13 protein-coding genes and 1 pseudogene are annotated in these 16,341 nt (G+C 71.0%); 7 read left to right on the top strand and 7 right to left on the bottom strand.

Annotated features, from left to right (window positions below):
• The first annotated feature begins 2 nt into the window (after positions 1-2).
• A complete protein-coding gene (locus OG623_RS08605; RefSeq protein WP_406145650.1) occupies positions 3-1,031 on the top strand; it encodes an ABC transporter ATP-binding protein in 1,029 nt (342 codons plus the stop codon).
• 71 nt (positions 1,032-1,102) lie between these two features.
• On the opposite strand, the gene OG623_RS08600 is transcribed toward OG623_RS08605, so the two are convergent.
• On the bottom strand, positions 1,103-1,777 hold the full coding sequence (locus OG623_RS08600) for a response regulator (RefSeq protein WP_406145649.1): 675 nt from the start codon (positions 1,775-1,777) through the stop codon (positions 1,103-1,105).
• On the bottom strand, positions 1,771-2,880 hold the full coding sequence (locus OG623_RS08595) for a sensor histidine kinase (protein WP_406145648.1): 1,110 nt from the start codon (positions 2,878-2,880) through the stop codon (positions 1,771-1,773). Before OG623_RS08595 ends, OG623_RS08600 begins: the two co-directional genes overlap by 7 nt.
• Positions 2,881-3,023: 143 nt before the next feature.
• On the opposite strand from OG623_RS08595, the gene OG623_RS08590 reads away from it, so the two are divergent.
• Together OG623_RS08590 and OG623_RS08585 are read left to right on the top strand one after the other, a co-directional pair.
• Positions 3,024-4,232, top strand: coding sequence for a hypothetical protein (locus OG623_RS08590; protein WP_406145647.1), 1,209 nt, complete (start codon positions 3,024-3,026; stop codon positions 4,230-4,232).
• Positions 4,229-5,371, top strand: a complete 1,143-nt coding sequence (locus OG623_RS08585; RefSeq protein ID WP_406145646.1) for a glycosyltransferase family 4 protein — start codon at positions 4,229-4,231, stop codon at positions 5,369-5,371. The genes OG623_RS08590 and OG623_RS08585 overlap by 4 nt, the downstream gene beginning before the upstream one ends.
• Before the next feature lie 14 nt (positions 5,372-5,385).
• Here the strand turns inward: OG623_RS08585 and OG623_RS08580 are convergent, their stop codons facing one another.
• From OG623_RS08580 to OG623_RS08565, 4 genes are all read right to left on the bottom strand, one after another.
• Positions 5,386-6,549, bottom strand: coding sequence for a hypothetical protein (locus tag OG623_RS08580; protein WP_406145644.1), 1,164 nt, complete (start codon positions 6,547-6,549; stop codon positions 5,386-5,388).
• The gene (locus tag OG623_RS08575) at positions 6,531-7,268 is read right to left on the bottom strand and encodes an ABC transporter ATP-binding protein (RefSeq protein ID WP_406145643.1); all 738 of its coding nucleotides are present in this window, start codon (positions 7,266-7,268) and stop codon (positions 6,531-6,533) included. Before OG623_RS08575 ends, OG623_RS08580 begins: the two co-directional genes overlap by 19 nt.
• Positions 7,269-7,506: 238 nt before the next feature.
• Complete coding sequence (locus OG623_RS08570; protein ID WP_406145641.1) at positions 7,507-8,886, bottom strand: aspartate aminotransferase family protein; 1,380 nt, start codon at positions 8,884-8,886, stop codon at positions 7,507-7,509.
• Complete coding sequence (locus tag OG623_RS08565) at positions 8,871-9,362, bottom strand: Lrp/AsnC family transcriptional regulator (protein ID WP_406145639.1); 492 nt, start codon at positions 9,360-9,362, stop codon at positions 8,871-8,873. Before OG623_RS08565 ends, OG623_RS08570 begins: the two co-directional genes overlap by 16 nt.
• A gap of 177 nt (positions 9,363-9,539) precedes the next feature.
• Between OG623_RS08565 and OG623_RS08560 the strand changes: the two genes are divergently transcribed.
• The 4 genes and pseudogenes from OG623_RS08560 (at position 9,540) to OG623_RS08545 (ending at position 15,417) form a co-directional block, all read left to right on the top strand.
• On the top strand, positions 9,540-10,979 hold the full coding sequence (locus OG623_RS08560; protein WP_406145638.1) for a gamma-aminobutyraldehyde dehydrogenase: 1,440 nt from the start codon (positions 9,540-9,542) through the stop codon (positions 10,977-10,979).
• Positions 10,980-11,169: 190 nt separating this feature from the next.
• Positions 11,170-11,346, top strand: a pseudogene (locus OG623_RS08555) (twin-arginine translocation signal domain-containing protein); the annotation flags it as partial.
• A 345-nt stretch (positions 11,347-11,691) separates the two neighbouring features.
• Entirely contained in the window at positions 11,692-13,506 is a 1,815-nt protein-coding gene (locus tag OG623_RS08550) for a glycosyl hydrolase family 28-related protein (RefSeq protein WP_406145636.1), read from the top strand.
• Between the two features lie 36 nt (positions 13,507-13,542).
• Complete coding sequence (locus OG623_RS08545) at positions 13,543-15,417, top strand: right-handed parallel beta-helix repeat-containing protein (RefSeq protein WP_406145635.1); 1,875 nt, start codon at positions 13,543-13,545, stop codon at positions 15,415-15,417.
• A gap of 89 nt (positions 15,418-15,506) precedes the next feature.
• On the opposite strand, the gene OG623_RS08540 is transcribed toward OG623_RS08545, so the two are convergent.
• Entirely contained in the window at positions 15,507-16,316 is an 810-nt protein-coding gene (locus tag OG623_RS08540; protein WP_406145634.1) for an SAM-dependent methyltransferase, read from the bottom strand.
• Positions 16,317-16,341 lie beyond the last annotated feature (25 nt).

Genomic DNA, 16,341 nt, shown 5'->3' with positions numbered 1-16,341 from the left:
AGATGCTGGCAGTGGAGTCGGCGACGGTCAGGTTCGGGAAACGGACCGCGCTGGACGCGGTGGACCTGGATGTCGAGGACCACGAGATCGTGTGTGTGCTGGGGCCGAGCGGCAGCGGCAAGTCGACGCTGCTGCGGGCCGTGGCCGGGCTCCAGCCCCTGGACGGCGGGCGGGTGTTCCTGGACGGCGCCGACCAGGCGTCCCTGCCCGTGCACCGGCGCGGGCTCGGCCTGATGTTCCAGGACCACCAGCTGTTCCCGCACCGGGACGTCGGCGCCAATGTCGCCTTCGGACTGCGGATGCACGGCGTCCCGCGCGCCGAGCGCGACCGCAGGGCCGGTGAACTCCTGGACCTGGTCGGTCTGCCGGGGGCCGAGCGGCGGGCCGTCGCCGCACTGTCCGGCGGCGAACAGCAGCGGGTCGCGCTCGCCCGCGCCCTGGCACCGCGCCCCAAGCTGCTGATGCTGGACGAACCCCTGGGGCAGCTGGACCGGAGCCTGCGCGAACGGCTCGTCGTCGAACTGCGCACCCTCTTCGGCCGGCTGGGCACGACGGTGCTCGCCGTCACCCATGACCAGGGTGAGGCCTTCGCGCTCGCCGACCGGGTCGTGGTCATGCGGGACGGCCGCATCGCCCAGGCCGGCACCCCGCTGGAGGTCTGGCAGCACCCCGCTTCGGCGTTCGTCGCCCGCTTCCTCGGCTTCGACAACCTGGTGGACGCCACGGTGACGGGCACGGCCGCCGACACCGTCTGGGGCAAGGTGCCGGTGCCCGACGACTCGCCCCAGGGCGCGTGCGAGCTGCTGGTGCGGCCGGGCGGGGTCCGGATCGGCGGTCCGAAGGACGGCCTGCGCTGCACCGTGGGCGTACGCACCTTCCGCGGCCACCATGTCACCGTCGTCCTGCACCCGGCCGACGCCCCGCCCCTGGAGGCGGAGTGCGGTCTGCGGGACACCCCGGAGGAGGGGGCCGACGTCGGCGTGACGTTCGACCCGGCCGAGACGGTGGTCCTCCCACCAGCCCTGCCCTGACGGCCCTGACCGGGCCGCCCCGCCCCGGCCGTGACGGCACCGCCCGCTCTGCCCCGGCCCGGACGGCGTGCTCAGTGCCGGTGGTTCTCCCGGCCCGCGACCACCAGGCCCAGCTCGTACGCCAGGATCACCGCCTGGGCCCTGTCCCGGAGCCCCATCTTCGCGAAGAGCCGGTTGATGTGGGTCTTGACCGTGTGATCCGTGATGGCGAGCCGGTCCGCTATGTCGGTGTTCGACAGACCGCGGGCGATGAGGACGAGTACCTCCGCCTCGCGGGCGGTGAGCCCCTCCACACCGGGATGCGGCCCCGTCCCGGGCCGGTGCCGCACGAACTCCGCGATCAGCCGTTGCGTCACCTCGGGGGCCAGCAGCGCACGGCCGTCCGCCACGACCCGCACGGCGTGCAGCAGTTCGGCGAACGTCGCGTCCTTGAGGAGGAACCCGCCGGCCCCGGCCGCCAGGGCGTCGTAGACGTACTCGTCGAGGCCGAACGTCGTCAGCATCAGCGCCCTGGTGCTTCCGCCGGACGCCGCGACGATCTCGCGCGCCGCCTCGATGCCGTTGACCCCCGGCATCCGTATGTCCAGCAGCACCAGGTCGGGGGAGAGCTCGGCCGCTCTGCGGATGGCCTCGGCCCCGTCCTCCGCCTCGGCCACCACCTCGATGTCGGGCTGGGTGTTGAGCAGTCCGACGAAACCGGTCCGCACGACCGCCTGGTCGTCGGCGACGAGCACTCTGATCACCACGGGAGTTCCGCCTCCACGGGACCGTCGTCACTGACCCGGACGGACAGGACGCCCGGCCGGTAGCCGATCTCCACCAGGGTGTGCGCTCCGGGGGCGTGACGGCGCGCGTTGGTCAGGGCCTCCTGGACGATCCGGTACGCCGACAGCTCCCAGGACGCGGGGAGTTCCGTCCGCTCGCCGATGACACGCAGCTCGGCGGAGCCCCCCACGGCACGGTGCTGCTCCACGAGGTCCTCAAGACCCGCCAGCGACGGCTGCGGACTCCGCAGCGCCGCCGTCGAGGTGCCCGCCCGCAGCACACCGAGCAGCCGGCGCAGCTCCGCCATCGAGGAACGGGCGGTCCCGGCTATCTGCTGGAAGGCGTCGGCGGCCGGCCCGGGCAGCTCCGCCGTCGTGTACGTGGCGCTCTCGGCCTGCACCGCGATCATGGACACCGAGTGGGCGATCATGTCGTGCAACTCCCTGGCGATGGTCGCTCTCTCCGTCTCGGCCGCCTGACGGCGCTCCATCATGAGAAGCCTGGACTGCGCTGCCGCCCGCTCGTGGCGGGTCTCCTCCCGGGAGCGCACCGCGTCCCCCATGCTCACCGCGCCCAGGATCACCACGGTCAGCACCAGCGTCTCCGCGTAGAGACCCAGGCTGAAGCGGTCACTGCCCTGGAGCACCGGCAGACCGGGCGACCCGTCGCGCGTCCAGCGGTCGATGTGCACGAGATTCACGGTGAGCGACGCGAGCGCCCCGCAGATCACCAGCAGCGCGGGGTGCTGCACCCGGTGGCGCCCCAGGGTGTAGCTGCCCATGAGCGTGCCGACGACCGTCGCGTACGCCATGTTGCCGTCGGTTCCGAAGCTGAGCAGCGCCGCACCGACGGTCAGGAACCCGACGGCAGGGTGGGCACGCCGCCACATCAGGGACAGGGTGCACACCAGCACGCCGAGCGCCGTGATCACCGAACCCGGCACGAGGGCCAGCTCCACGACCGCGACCGCGGTCAGGACGCCGCCCGTCAGCCGGGGATACGCGGGCGTGGCCGTCCAGCGGCGCAGTCGCCACCGCACACGTCCGGTCAGGGTGGGCCCCGGGTCAGGGGTCGTGCTGTTCATGGGGGCGATTCTTCTGCAGGAGGGGCCCGGACGGCATCGGAGCGCGGGTGGATATCCGGGAGCGGTGTCATGCCACGGGTTGACGGAGAGGACCGAATCCTGGTGTGACGCGCTGTGACCTGGGCCTTTCTAGCCTCGGTTCCATGAGCAGACCAGCGGTTCTCAGCGCCCCCGTCAGGGAGCACAGCCGGGCGGTGGCGGGCCGGGCGTGGACGGGCACCTTCATGGGCGGTACGGGGTGGTGGGCCGGCTGCGCGCTCGCGGCCCTCGCCCTCGCGTGCCTCTCCACGCTCACCCCGCACCGGGTGTGGGGCGCGTCGGCTGCGGCCGGATACACGGCGGCGGCGCTGCTGTCCGCGCGGGGCGGCGGAGCCCGGAATTCCACCGCGCGTGCGGTGGCGGCGGCCGGAGCCGTGGCGCTGCCGTTGCTGGTACTTCTCGTCGCGGGGCGGGCGCAGTTGGAGGTCGAGGTGATCTCGCGCTCCGCCTCTCTGCTGCTGTCCACCGGCAGCCCGTATCTGCCGCATCCCGTCGGGAGCGCGGACTTCAACCCGTACCTGCCGGGCATGTCCGTGTTCGGGATCCCTGACGCCCTGTCGGGTGGCGGCCCGTTCACCGACCCACGGCTGTGGACGGGGGCGGCGTTCCTCGGCGCGCTGGCACTCTCCGCGCGCCGGCTGCCGCTGCTGTGGATCGCGGCCTGTCCGGTCGTCGCGTTGCCGCTCGCCGTCGGCGGGGTCGACCTGCCCGTCGTCGGTCTGATGTGCCTGGGGCTCGCGGCGGCGGGGCGCGGTGAGGCGGGCCGCGCGGGGCTCGTACTGGGCCTCGCGGCGGCACTCAAATGGACGGCGTGGCCGGCGCTGCCGGTGGCCCTGGCCCTGCTGGTGGTCCTGAGCCGCAGAAAGGGGGAGCCTCACCGCCTCGGCGCTCGGGCCGCGCTGCGCTGCGGTGCGACGGCCCTGGCGGCAGCGGCCCTGCTCGTCCTGCCGGCCGCCCTGTGCGACGCGGGGGCCTTCGCCACCCATGCCGTCGCCTTCCCCCTCGGCCTGACCGACACGGTGTCCGCAGCGGCGAGTCCCTTCCCCGGCCACCTCGTCGCGGAGCATCTGCCCGCTGGCCGTGGTGTGGCGCTCGTCCTGCTCGCGGCGGGCGCGCTCGCGATGGTCGTGTCCCTGTTCGTGCATCCTCCGGCGACCGCGTCCGCCGCCGCGTTGCGGCTCGCGCTCGGACTGCTCGTGGCCATCGCGTTCATACCCGCCAGCCGGTTCGGCTACCTCGTGTACCCGCTGGTCCTCGCGGTGTGGGCGGCACATGTGGCGCCCGGCCGGGGCGCACGGGAGGTCTCCCGATGACCCGCACTCTCGTCATCACGAACGACTTCCCGCCGCGTCAGGGAGGCATCGAGACCTTCGTCCACGCGATGACCAGTCGCTTCCCCACCGACTCCGTCGTCGTGTACACCTCCGCCGAGCCGGGGGCCGCCGGCCATGACGCGACCCTGCCCTACCCGGTGATCCGCGACCCCGCCAGGACCCTGCTGCCGACCGCGCGCGTCGCCGCACGCGCTGTGGCGCTCGCCCGCCACCACCGCTGCGACAGCGTGTGGTTCGGGGCCGCCGCACCGCTCGGTCTGATGGCGGACCGGCTGCGCCGGGATGCGGGGGCGCGCCGGATCGTCGCCACCACGCACGGACACGAGGTGTGGTGGGCCAGAACACCGGGCACGCGCGCACTCCTTCGCCGGACAGGGGACAGGACCGACACCGTCACCTACCTCGGCGCGGCCACGCGCGCACCGATCGCCGCCGCGCTCGGACCGGCCGCGGCGAGCCGAATGGTGCGTCTGGTGCCAGGCGTCGACAGCGACGCGTTCCGTGTCCCGCCCGGATCCGGCGGTGACCCCGGAGGCATCCGGGCGCGGTACGGGCTCGGCGAGCGGCCCTTGATCCTCTGCGCCGCCAGGCTCGTCCCCCGCAAGGGGCAGGACATGCTGATCCGCGCGCTGCCCGCGGTGCGGCGCGCCGTACCAGGGGCCGTGCTCCTGCTGGTCGGGGACGGCCCCTACGAACGCGCCCTGCGGCGCCTGGCCGGGACCACCGGTGCCGAGGGATCCGTGATCCTCGCGGGCGGGCAGCCGCATGCCGCCATGCCCGCATTCTTCGCCGCGGCCGATGTCTTCGCGATGCCGTGCCGCACCCGAAGAGCGGGCCTGGAGGTGGAGGGGCTCGGCATCGTCTTCCTGGAGGCCGCCGCCGCCGGACTGCCCGTCGTCGCCGGGGACTCGGGCGGGGCGCCCGACGCCGTACGCGACGGGGAGACGGGCCACGTCGTCGACGGCCGTGACGTGCCCGCGATCGCTTCGCTGCTCGTCGGACTCCTGAGGGACGGCGCGAGGGCCGCGGCCATGGGCGAGCGTGGACGGGAGTGGGTCCGCACCCGGTGGGGCTGGGACAGGACGTACGACCGGCTGGCGACGCTTCTCGACGTGTGAACCGCCGAGAGCTGTCACCCCGTCAGCGGCAGCGCCGCCAGCTCGGCGATGGCCCAGGTCAGCGGTGCGAAGACGGCCAGCAGCACCAGCGCCCGCAGGGTGGCGGCCCGGCGCAGTGCGGAGGCGGGGGCGCCGAGCCGCAGCAGGGTCCCGGCCGTACGCGCGCGTGCCTGCCTGGCCTCGAGCGCGGTGGTCAGCAGGGTCGCCACGGTGCAGCCGAGTACGAGTACGGCGCCGAGCGCGGTGAGCGGGCCGAAGGGGCGCTCACCGCCGGTGTAGAGCACGGAGCCCGCGAGCACCCCGGAGAGCACCGCGCACACGATGCCCAGCGGGCGGCCGATGCGGCATGCCTCGTCCATCAGGACCCGGCCGGCCAGCAGGCGTACGGCCCCCGGGCGCACCGCCTGGAGCAGCCGTCCGCACAGATGGGTGAGGCCGGGCCCCGCCATGGCCAGACCGATCGCGGTGAGCGTCCAGCCCACGAGCACGGCGCCCGGGGTGGAGTCGAGCCGGCCCGGCAGCGGGAACGGTTCGCCGGCCGAGCCCCGGCTCGTGTACGCCTCGACCGCCAGTCCGGCCGCGGTGAGCGCGACGCCCCAGGGCAGCCCCTTCGGTACCGGGGAGGGCGCGAGCTCCTCCTCCGACTCCTGGGTCTCGGACGGTGCGACCGGCCTGGAGCGCAGCGCGAGTCCGCCGGCCGCGGAGGAGGCCAGCGGCGCCACGGCCAGCAGCGTGAGCGCCGCGGCGAGGGGCAGCGGGGTGCCGGCGCCCAGGAACTCGGCCGCTTCGCCGTCGAACGGCAGCCCGGTCAGATCGCCGCGCAGATGCAGGAAGAAGAGCAGCGCCACCACCGAGCCCAGCGTGGTGGACACCGCCGTCGAGATCGCCGCCAGTGCGGAGAGACGGGCGGGGCCGAGGCCGGCGGCGAACAGCCCGGGCCGTGGGCGGGTGCTCGGGTCCGTACGCGCGACCGCCACCGCGAACTGGACGGTCGCGGCGAGCGGTACGGCGCACCACAGCAGCCGCAGCACGGATTCCGACGCGCGCGCCGGGTGCCCGGAGGCGTACCCCAGGGTGCACAGGAGCAGGAAGCCGACCCCGGCCGACGCGGCGGCGAGCAGCAGACGCCGCATCAGGACCAGGGGGTGCGAGCCGCGGGTCAGACGGAGAGCGAGCACGCCGAGCGGCCTTCCGTATCGGACGCGGCGGGCAGGGAGACGTTGGTGACGCGGCGGCCGTCCAGCATGCCGATCACACGGTCGGCGAGTGTGGCGACCTCCGCGTCGTGGGTGGCGATCACGACGGTGATGCCGTGGGACCTGGCCGCTGTGGTGAGGGTGCGCAGAAGTTGTGTGCGCTCGGCGTGGCGCAGCGTCGCGGTCGGCTCGTCCGCGAAGATCACGGAGGGCGAGGCGGCCAGCGCACGGGCGACGGAGATCCGCTGGCGCTGGGCCTGGAGCAGGGTGTGCGGCCGTCTCCTGGCGAGCGGGCCGATGTCCAGGCGCTCCAGCCACTCGGTGGCGGCCTTCTTCGCCGCCCGGTGCGAGACGCCCCGCAGCAGCAGCGGCAGGGCGGTGTTCTCCCAGGTGCTGAGCTCGGGCACGAGCTGCGGCTCTGCCGCGATCCAGCCGAATCTGTCCCGGCGGAGCTGCTCGCGCAGGCGGGGGCCCATGGTGTGCACGGGCACGCTGTTGAACCAGACCTCGCCCTGCTCGGGCACCAGCTGCCCGGAGAGGCAGTGCAGCAGCGTCGTCTTACCGCTGCCGCGAGGACCGGTGACGGCGAGGATCTCGCCGTCGCGGACACCGAGGGAGACACCGCCGAGCCCCGGCGATCCGTTGTGGGAGTGATGCAGGGAACGTGCCCAGATCACGTCGTTGTCGGGCGGGGCCACCATGGCGTACACCTCGGTTCGGATCAGTTGTCCCGTCCCCCGCACGGGGGGGATGAAGGGGGGACGCATACAACGAAAAAGAGGCTGATCGGTCACTCGGCACGCTAGGCAGCTGGGGCGGGGTGTCGGGACAGTACGCGGCCCGGATGCCCCCCTTCTCACTCGAACGGGTGCATCCGGGCCGCGTCGGCGCCGTATGAAATGACTGGCTGACCCTGCCGGCGGTGGTCGCGGGCTCCGGTCAGAGCTTCGCCCACGCCTCCGTGAGGACACCGCGCAGGATGCCCTCGATCTCGTCGAAGGTCGACTGGTCGGAGATGAGCGGCGGCGCGAGCTGGACGACCGGGTCGCCGCGGTCGTCGGCCCGGCAGTAGAGGCCGTTCTCGTACAGCGCCCCCGAGAGGAAGCCGTACAGGACGCGCTCGGTCTCCTCGTCGGTGAAGGTCTCCTTGGTGGCCTTGTCCTTCACCAGCTCGATGCCGTAGAAGAAGCCGTTGCCGCGTACGTCGCCGACGATCGGCAGGTCGTGCAGCTTCCGCAGCGTCGTCAGGAACGCGTTCTCGTTGTCCAGGACGTGCTGGTTGAGGCCCTCGCGCTCGAAGATGTCGAGGTTGGCGAGAGCGACCGCGGCGGAGACCGGGTGGCCGCCGAAGGTGTAGCCGTGCAGGAAGGTGTTGTCGCCCTCGTAGAACGGCGCGGCCAGCCGGTCGGAGACGACACAGGCGCCGATGGGGGAGTAGCCCGATGTCATGCCCTTGGCGCAGGTGATCATGTCCGGTACGTAGCCGAACTTGTCGCAGGCGAACATCGTGCCGAGGCGGCCGAACGCGCAGATGACCTCGTCGGAGACGAGCAGCACGTCGTGCCGGTCGCAGATCTCGCGCACGCGCTGGAAGTAGCCGGGCGGCGGCGGGAAACAGCCGCCGGCGTTCTGCACCGGCTCCAGGAAGACCGCGGCGACGGTGTCCGCGCCCTCGAAGAGGATCTCCTGCTCGATCTGGTCGGCGGCCCAGCGGCCGAAGGCCTCGGGGTCGTCACCATGGAGGGGGGCGCGGTAGATGTTGGTGTTCGGCACCTTGTGCGCACCGGGGACCAGCGGCTCGAAGGGCGCCTTGAGGCCCGGCAGGCCGGTGATGGACAGCGCGCCCTGGGGGGTGCCGTGGTAGGCGACGGCGCGTGAGATGACCTTGTACTTCGTAGGCTTGCCCGTGAGCTTGAAGTACTGCTTGGCCAGCTTCCAGGCCGTCTCCACGGCCTCGCCGCCGCCGGTGGTGAAGAAGACCTTGTTGAGGTCGCCGGGAGCGTGGTGGGCGAGGCGCTCGGCGAGCTCGACCGCGTTGGGGTGGGCGTAGGACCACACCGGGAAGAACGCCAGCTGCTGCGCCTGCTTGTACGCCGTTTCGGCCAGCTCGTGACGGCCGTGTCCGGCGTTGACGACGAACAGTCCTGAGAGGCCGTCGAGGTAGCGCTTGCCCTGGTCGTCGTAGATGTAGGTGCCCTCGCCACGCACGATGGTGGGGACGGGCGCGTTCTCGTAGTCCGACATGCGGGTGAAGTGCATCCACAGGTGGTCGTACGCGGTGCGGCTGAGGTCCTTGCTCACGGCTATCGGGTTCCCCACATGTAGGTCTGCTTCTTGAGCTTGAGGTAGACGAAGCTTTCGGTGGAGCGCACTCCGGGAATGGCCCGGATGCGTTTGTTGATCGTCTCCAGCAGGTGGTCGTCGTCCTCGCAGACGATCTCCACCATGAGGTCGAAGGAGCCCGCGGTCATCACCACGTACTCGCACTCGTCCATGGCCGACAGGGCCTCGGCCACGGGGTCGAGGTCGCCCTCGACATTGATGCCGACCATCGCCTGGCGCCGCAGTCCCACGGTGAGCGGGTCGGTGACGGCGACGATCTGCATCACGCCCTGGTCGAGCAGCTTCTGGACCCGCTGGCGCACAGCGGCTTCGGAAAGGCCGACGGCCTTGCCGATCGCCGCGTACGGCCGGCGGCCGTCCTCCTGGAGCTGCTCGATGATCGCGAGGGAGACGGCATCGACCGCTGGTGCCGATCCGTTCCCGTTCCTGGAGTCTGCGCTACGACTGGCCACACCCCCACTCTGCACCGCGCCTCGACTGTCTGGCAAGCCCGAATCGATGAAATTCGTTGTCTGAGAGCCTAGATCTCACTGAATCCGAAGTTCTCGGCGGGTGGGTATGTCGAAAGCGTCACCCGACGGGCTAGTGTGGGTGTCTCACCCATCGGACAGCTGACAGGAGGGGTGGTTGTGACCACCGAGGTGCGCCGTCTGCGCAACTACATCGACGGAGAGTTCCGGGACGCCGCGGACGGGCGGACCATCGATGTGGTCAACCCGGTGACGGAAGAGGTCTACGCGACCTCCCCGCTCTCCGGGCAGGCCGATGTCGACGCCGCCATGGAGGCCGCGGCCGCCGCGTTCCCCGGCTGGCGTGACCTCACGCCCGCCGAGCGCCAGAAGGCACTGCTGAAGATCGCGGACGCCTTCGAGGAGCGGGCCGAGGACCTGATCGCGGCGGAGTCGGAGAACACCGGCAAGCCGCTGGGGCTCACCCGTACCGAGGAGATCCCGCCCGCGGTCGACCAGATCCGCTTCTTCGCGGGTGCCGCCCGGCTGCTCGAAGGCCGCTCGGCCGGGGAGTACATGGAGGGCCTCACCTCCATCGTCCGCCGCGAGCCGGTGGGCGTCTGCGCCCAGGTCGCGCCGTGGAACTACCCGCTGATGATGGCCGTGTGGAAGTTCGCCCCCGCGCTCGCCGCGGGCAACACCGTCGTCATCAAACCGTCCGACACCACTCCGGCGTCGACCGTGCTCATCGCCGAGATCATCGGGCAGATCCTGCCCAAGGGCGTGTTCAACGTCCTGTGCGGCGACCGCGAGACCGGCCGTGCGATGGTCGAGCACCCCACCCCGGCGATGGCCTCCATCACCGGCTCGGTGCGGGCCGGTACACAGGTCGCCGCGTCCGCGGCCAAGGACCTCAAGCGGGTCCACCTGGAGCTGGGCGGCAAGGCCCCCGTCGTGGTGTTCGAGGACGCCGACATCGCCAAGGCCGTCGAGGACATCTCCGTCGCGGGTTACTTCAACGCGGGCCAGGACTGCACGGCCGCGACCCGTGTGGTGGTCCACGAGTCCGTCCACGACGAGTTCGTCACCGCGCTCGCCAAGGCGGCGGCCGACACGAAGACCGGTCTGCCGGACGACGAGGACGTGCTGTACGGCCCGCTCAACAACGCCGCCCAGCTGGCGCAGGTCAGCGGCTTCATCGAGCGGCTCCCCGCGCACGCCAAGGTCGAGGCCGGCGGTCACCGGGTCGGCGACAAGGGCTACTTCTACGCACCCACCGTCGTGTCGGGGCTGCGGCAGGACGACGAGATCATCCAGCACGAGGTCTTCGGGCCCGTCATCACCGTCCAGCCCTTCACGGACGAGGCTCAGGCCGTCGAGTACGCCAACGGTGTCGAGTACGCCCTGGCCTCCTCGGTGTGGACCAAGAACCACTCCCGCGCGATGCGGATGTCCAAGAAGCTCGACTTCGGCTGTGTGTGGATCAACACCCACATTCCGCTCGTCGCCGAGATGCCGCACGGCGGGTTCAAGAAGTCCGGCTACGGCAAGGACCTCTCCGCGTACGGCTTCGAGGACTACACCCGGATCAAGCACGTCATGACCTCGCTCGACGACTGACCCGAGCACAGCGATCACCACGGCCCCGGGAGCTCGGGCGAATTTCGAGCCCCGGGGCCGTCCCGCGTCCCCGGGCGCCGTGCGCGACATGGTGTGCGGGCCTGGGCGCCCGCGCCGGACGGTTGGTCCATTGTCCGCCGACGTGGCGGAGCGGCATCCTGCGCGGGTGCGCTCGATTCAGGACCACCTCATGTCCCGTCGTTCCCTGCTACGCGCCCTCGGTGCGGGAGCGGCCGGTGCCGCCCTGGCCGGCTGCGGTGTCCCCGCCGCCTATGTGCGGCCCGGGGACCGCTCGGGCCCCGACCGCTCGGACAGCGAGCGCTCCCTGCACTTCGCCAACTGGCCGCTCTACATCGACACCGGCGACGGCCGACGACCCGCTGATCTTCCCGGACGACGCCATGGGCAAGCGGCTGGCGATCGCCCGCGACATCAGCGCCGACGAGCGCACCGGGTTCGCCAAGAAGTGGAACTCCGTCGTCGGCCTGTGAGGCACCGCCCCTGACGCCGATGGCCAGGGCTTTCGCCCGGCACATCCGCCCCACCCGGCCCCCGGCTGCCTACCACTTGATTGTTTCGCGCGGCTGTCAAAGATTTGCATTATTCGCGCGACATCTTGTGTTCATGTGTGCGCGATGCTTCAGTGTCAGCGCTTCCTCTTTCCCCCCACCTCCCCCACCGGGAAGCGCGGTCCTACAAGAACTGGAGTGTCATGCGCACGTCATCTGCCACGCGCAGTTCGTACATCCTTGCCGTCGCGGTCGCCCTCGTGGGCACGGTCGTCGGCGTCACCGGTCAGGCCTCCGCTCAGCAGACGCAGCAGACCCAGCAGACCCAGCAGACCCAGCAGACCCAACAGCCCCAGCAGGCCACGCGGGCCGACGCCGCGGGAGCCACGCTTCCCTTCACCTCCACCGAGGCGGAGTCCGCCTCCACCACAGGACAGAAGATCGGCCCCGACCACACCCAGGGCACCCTCGCCTCCGAGGCGTCGGGCCGCCAGGCGGTGCGCCTGGACAGCGGGCAGAGCGTGGAGTTCACCCTCGACGCGGCGGCCAACGCCGTGAACGTCGCCTACAACGTGCCCGACGGGCAGAGCGGTTCACTCGCCGTCTACGTCAACGGCACGAAGATCGACGCGTCCCTGGCCGTCACCTCCCAGTACAGCTACGTCGACACCCCCTGGATCGCCGGAGCCGAGACCCATCACCTCTTCGACAACGCACGTCTCCTCCTCGGCCAGGACCTGGCCGCGGGCGACACGGTGAAGCTGGAGGCCGCCTCCACCGAGGTCACCGTCGACGTCGCCGACTTCGAACAGGTCGACGCGCCCGCCACCGCACCGTCGGGCGCGGTCTCCGTCGTCGACAAGGGCGCCGACCCCACCGGACAGCAGGACTCCACGCAGGCCTTCCGCGACGCGATCACCGAGGCCAAGGCCACCGGCGGCACGGTGTGGATCCCGGCAGGCGACTTCGCCGTGAACTCGGAGCTCAGCGGCGTCGAGAACGTGACGATCCAGGGCGCGGGCAGCTGGCACTCGGTCGTGCACGCCTCGCGCTTCATCAACCAGACCGGCACCGCGGGCAAGGCCGTCATCAAGGACTTCGCGGTCATCGGCGAGGTCACCGAGCGCGTCGACAGCAACCCGGACAACTTCGTCAACGGATCGCTCGGCCCGGACTCCCAGGTCAGCGGCATGTGGTTGCAGCACCTCAAGGTCGGCCTCTGGCTGACCGGCAACAACGACAACCTGATCGTCGAGAACAACCGGATCCTCGACACCACGGCGGACGGCCTGAACCTCAACGGCAGCGCCAAGGGCGTGCAGGTGCGTAACAACTTCCTGCGCAACCAGGGCGACGACTCACTCGCCATGTGGTCGCTGAACGCCGCCGACACCGACTCCACCTTCGCTAACAACACCATCTCCCAGCCCAACCTGGCGAACGGCATCGCGATCTACGGCGGCACCGACATCACCGTCAAGGACAACCTGATCAGCGACACCAACGCACTCGGCAGCGGCATCGCGATCTCCAACCAGAAGTTCGCCGACCCGTTCTTCCCGCTCGCCGGCACCATCACGGTGTCCGGGAACACCCTCGTACGCACCGGGGCGATCAACCCCAACTGGGACCACCCGATGGGCGCGCTGCGCGTGGACGCGTACGACAGTGCCATCGAGGCGAACGTGGAGATCACCGACACCACCGTCAAGGACAGCCCCTACAGCGTCTTCGAGTTCGTCTCGGGCGGTGGCACCGGCCAGGCCGTCAAGAACGTCACCGTCGACGGGGCCGCGGTCGACGGGGTCGGCACGGTCGTCGTGCAGGCCGAGACACCCGGCGAGGTGGCGGTGTCGAACGTCACCGCCACCGAGGTCGGTGCGTCCGGTGTCTACAACTGCCCCTTCCCCGAGGGCTCGGGCACTTTCACGCTCACCGACGGCGGCGGCAACTCCGGCTGGGACAGCACCTGGGACGACTGCGAGGCCTGGCCCGAGCCGAAGAACAGCGGGAACTGACAGCGACCGTACGCACCCCACACCGAGAGGAACACCGTGACAAGGAGAGACCGGAGCAGGCGGGGCATCGCCGTCACGCTCGGCGCCGCACTGACGGCCGCCTGGCTGCTGCCGACCGCCGCACACGCCGCACCGGCGGTACCCGAAACATCCGTCGCAGCGGCCGACCGGGGCGCCGCGACCCCGTACACCGAGTACGAGGCGGAGGACGGCACCTACGACGGCACCCTGCTGGAGTCCGACGCCACACGCACCTTCGGGCACACCAACTTCGCCACCGAGTCCTCGGGCCGCACGTCGGTACGCCTCGATTCCACCGGCCAGTACGTGGAGTTCACCTCGACCGTCTCCACCAACTCCATCGTCGTCCGCAACTCCATACCCGACGCACCGGGCGGAGGCGGCCAGGAGAAGACGCTGAGCCTCTACGCCGACGGCACCTTCGTGCAGAAGCTGGACCTGTCGTCCAAGCACAGCTGGCTCTACGGCAGCACGGACGATCCGGAAGGCCTGACGAACACCCCCGGCGGTGACGCGCGACGGCTGTTCGACGAGTCGCACGCACTGCTCGACGAGACCTACCCCGAGGGCACCACCTTCCGGCTCCAGCAGGACGCCGATGACGACGCCGCGTACTACGTCGTCGACCTGGTCGACCTGGAGCAGGTCGCGCCGCCGGCGAGCAAGCCCGACGCGTGCACCTCGATCACCGAGTACGGCGCCGTCCCCGACGACGGGAAGGACGACACGGACGCGATCCAGGAGGCCGTCACCGCCGATCAGAACGGCGAGATCGACTGTGTGTGGATCCCGGCCGGGCAGTGGCGCCAGGAGCAGAAGATCCTCACCGACGACCCGCAGGACCGCGGGGAGTACAACCAGGTCGGGATCAGCGATGTCACGATCCGCGGCGCCGGTATGTGGCACTCGCAGCTGTACTCCCTGACCCCGCCGCAGGACGCGGGCGGCATCAACCACCCGCACGAGGGCAACTTCGGCTTCGACATCGACGACAACACCCAGATCTCGGACATCGCGATCTTCGGCTCCGGCACCATCAGGGGCGGCGACGGGAACGCCGAGGGCGGCGTCGGTCTCAACGGCCGCTTCGGCGAGAACACCAGGATCAGCAACGTCTGGATCGAGCACGCCAACGTCGGCACCTGGGTCGGCCGCGACTACAGCAACATCCCGGAGCTGTGGGGACCCGGTGACGGACTCGAATTCAGCGGGATGCGCATCCGCAACACCTACGCGGACGGCATCAACTTCACCAACGGCACCCGCAACTCCTCCGTCACCGACTCGTCCTTCCGCAACACAGGGGACGACTCGCTGGCGGTGTGGGCCAGCAAGTACGTCAAGGACCCCGCGGTGGACGTCGGCCACGACAACACCTTCAGCAACAACACGATCCAGCTGCCCTGGCGGGCCAACGGCATCGCGGTGTACGGCGGTTACGGCAACAAGATCGAGAACAACCTGGTGTCCGACACCATGAACTACCCCGGCATCATGCTGGCCACCGACCACGACCCGGTGCCCTTCTCCGGGGAGACGCTGATCGCGAACAACGGGCTGTCCCGCACCGGCGGGGCGTTCTGGAACGAGGACCAGGAGTTCGGCGCGATCACCCTGTTCGCGCAGGGCTCCGACATCCCCGGCGTCACGATCCGTGACACCGACATCCAGGACTCCACGTACGACGGCATCCAGTTCAAGACCGGCGGGGGTGAGATGCCGGACGTCGACATCAGCAATGTGACGATCTCCGGGTCGCCCAACGGGTCCGGCATCCTCGCCATGGGCGGCGCGCGGGGCAGTGCGACGCTCACCGATGTGACGATCAGCGGCTCGCGTGACGGGGACGTCCTCGTCGAGCCCGGTTCACAGTTCGTGATCAACGAGTAGGGACGGAGGAGCCCGCTTCCACCGGGCCGCCGCTCCACCGGGCCGCCCGGATCCGTGTCCCGGATCCGGGCGGCCCTCACGTTCGCTCCTCAGCGCTTGCGGCCCACCGCCCCGAACTGGGCCACCTCGGGCGTCCTGCTCGCCGCCGCGCCCGCCCGCCAGCGGGAGCAGGACACGATGCCGGGCTCCAGGACGACCAGCCCGTCGAGGAGCGAAGCGACCTCGGAACGGCTGCGCGCGGTGATCGGCGGGGTGGCGTTCTCGTTCCAGAAGCGCATCGCGGCCTCGTTGCCCTCGCCGCCCAGTTCAAGGGTGGGATGCGTGAGCACCAGATGGCTGCCGGACGGCAGGGCGTCCATCAGCCGCGTCACGATGCCCCGCGCCTCGTCCGTGTCCAGGACGAAGTTGAGGATGCCCAGCATCATCACCGCGACCGGGCGCTCCAGGTCCAGGGTCCTTCCGGCCGCGCGCAGGATCCGCTCGGGATCGCGGGCGTCGGCCTCGATGTACTCGGTCGCGCCCTCGGGCGAGCTGCTGAGCAGGGAGCGGGCGTGGGCCAGGACGATCGGGTCGTTGTCGACGTAGACGACCCGCGCGTCGGGCGCGGTGTGCTGGGCGACCTCGTGGGTGTTCTCCGCGGTCGGCAGTCCGGTGCCTATGTCCAGGAACTGGCCGATGCCCGCGTCACCGGCCAGATGACGCACCACCCGGCCCAGGAACGCCCGGTCGGCACGTGCCACTTCGCCGATGCTCGGATACATGCCGGTGACCCGGTCGCCCACCACACGGTCGACGGGGTAGTGGTCGCCGCCGCCCAGCCAGTAGTTCCACACCCGGGCGTTGTGGGCGATGTCGGCACGGACACGGGCGGGTGCGGTACGGGGACCGGGCTCGGTCACGTCTGCTCCTGGGATCACGGACGGT

The organism is Streptomyces sp. NBC_01012 (assembly GCF_045162755.1).
Classification (GTDB): domain Bacteria; phylum Actinomycetota; class Actinomycetes; order Streptomycetales; family Streptomycetaceae; genus Streptomyces.
Note: the sequence above shows the minus strand (reverse complement) of the source record. Positions and strands in the feature narration are given on the sequence as shown.

Coding starts and splice junctions, on each gene's coding strand:
- OG623_RS08605 (WP_406145650.1), top strand. CDS start 3: ATGCTGGCAGTGGAGTCGGCGACGGTCAGGTTCGGGAAACGGACCGCG.
- OG623_RS08595 (WP_406145648.1), bottom strand. CDS start 2,880: ATGAACAGCACGACCCCTGACCCGGGGCCCACCCTGACCGGACGTGTG.
- OG623_RS08590 (WP_406145647.1), top strand. CDS start 3,024: ATGAGCAGACCAGCGGTTCTCAGCGCCCCCGTCAGGGAGCACAGCCGG.
- OG623_RS08585 (WP_406145646.1), top strand. CDS start 4,229: ATGACCCGCACTCTCGTCATCACGAACGACTTCCCGCCGCGTCAGGGA.
- OG623_RS08575 (WP_406145643.1), bottom strand. CDS start 7,268: ATGGTGGCCCCGCCCGACAACGACGTGATCTGGGCACGTTCCCTGCAT.
- OG623_RS08550 (WP_406145636.1), top strand. CDS start 11,692: ATGCGCACGTCATCTGCCACGCGCAGTTCGTACATCCTTGCCGTCGCG.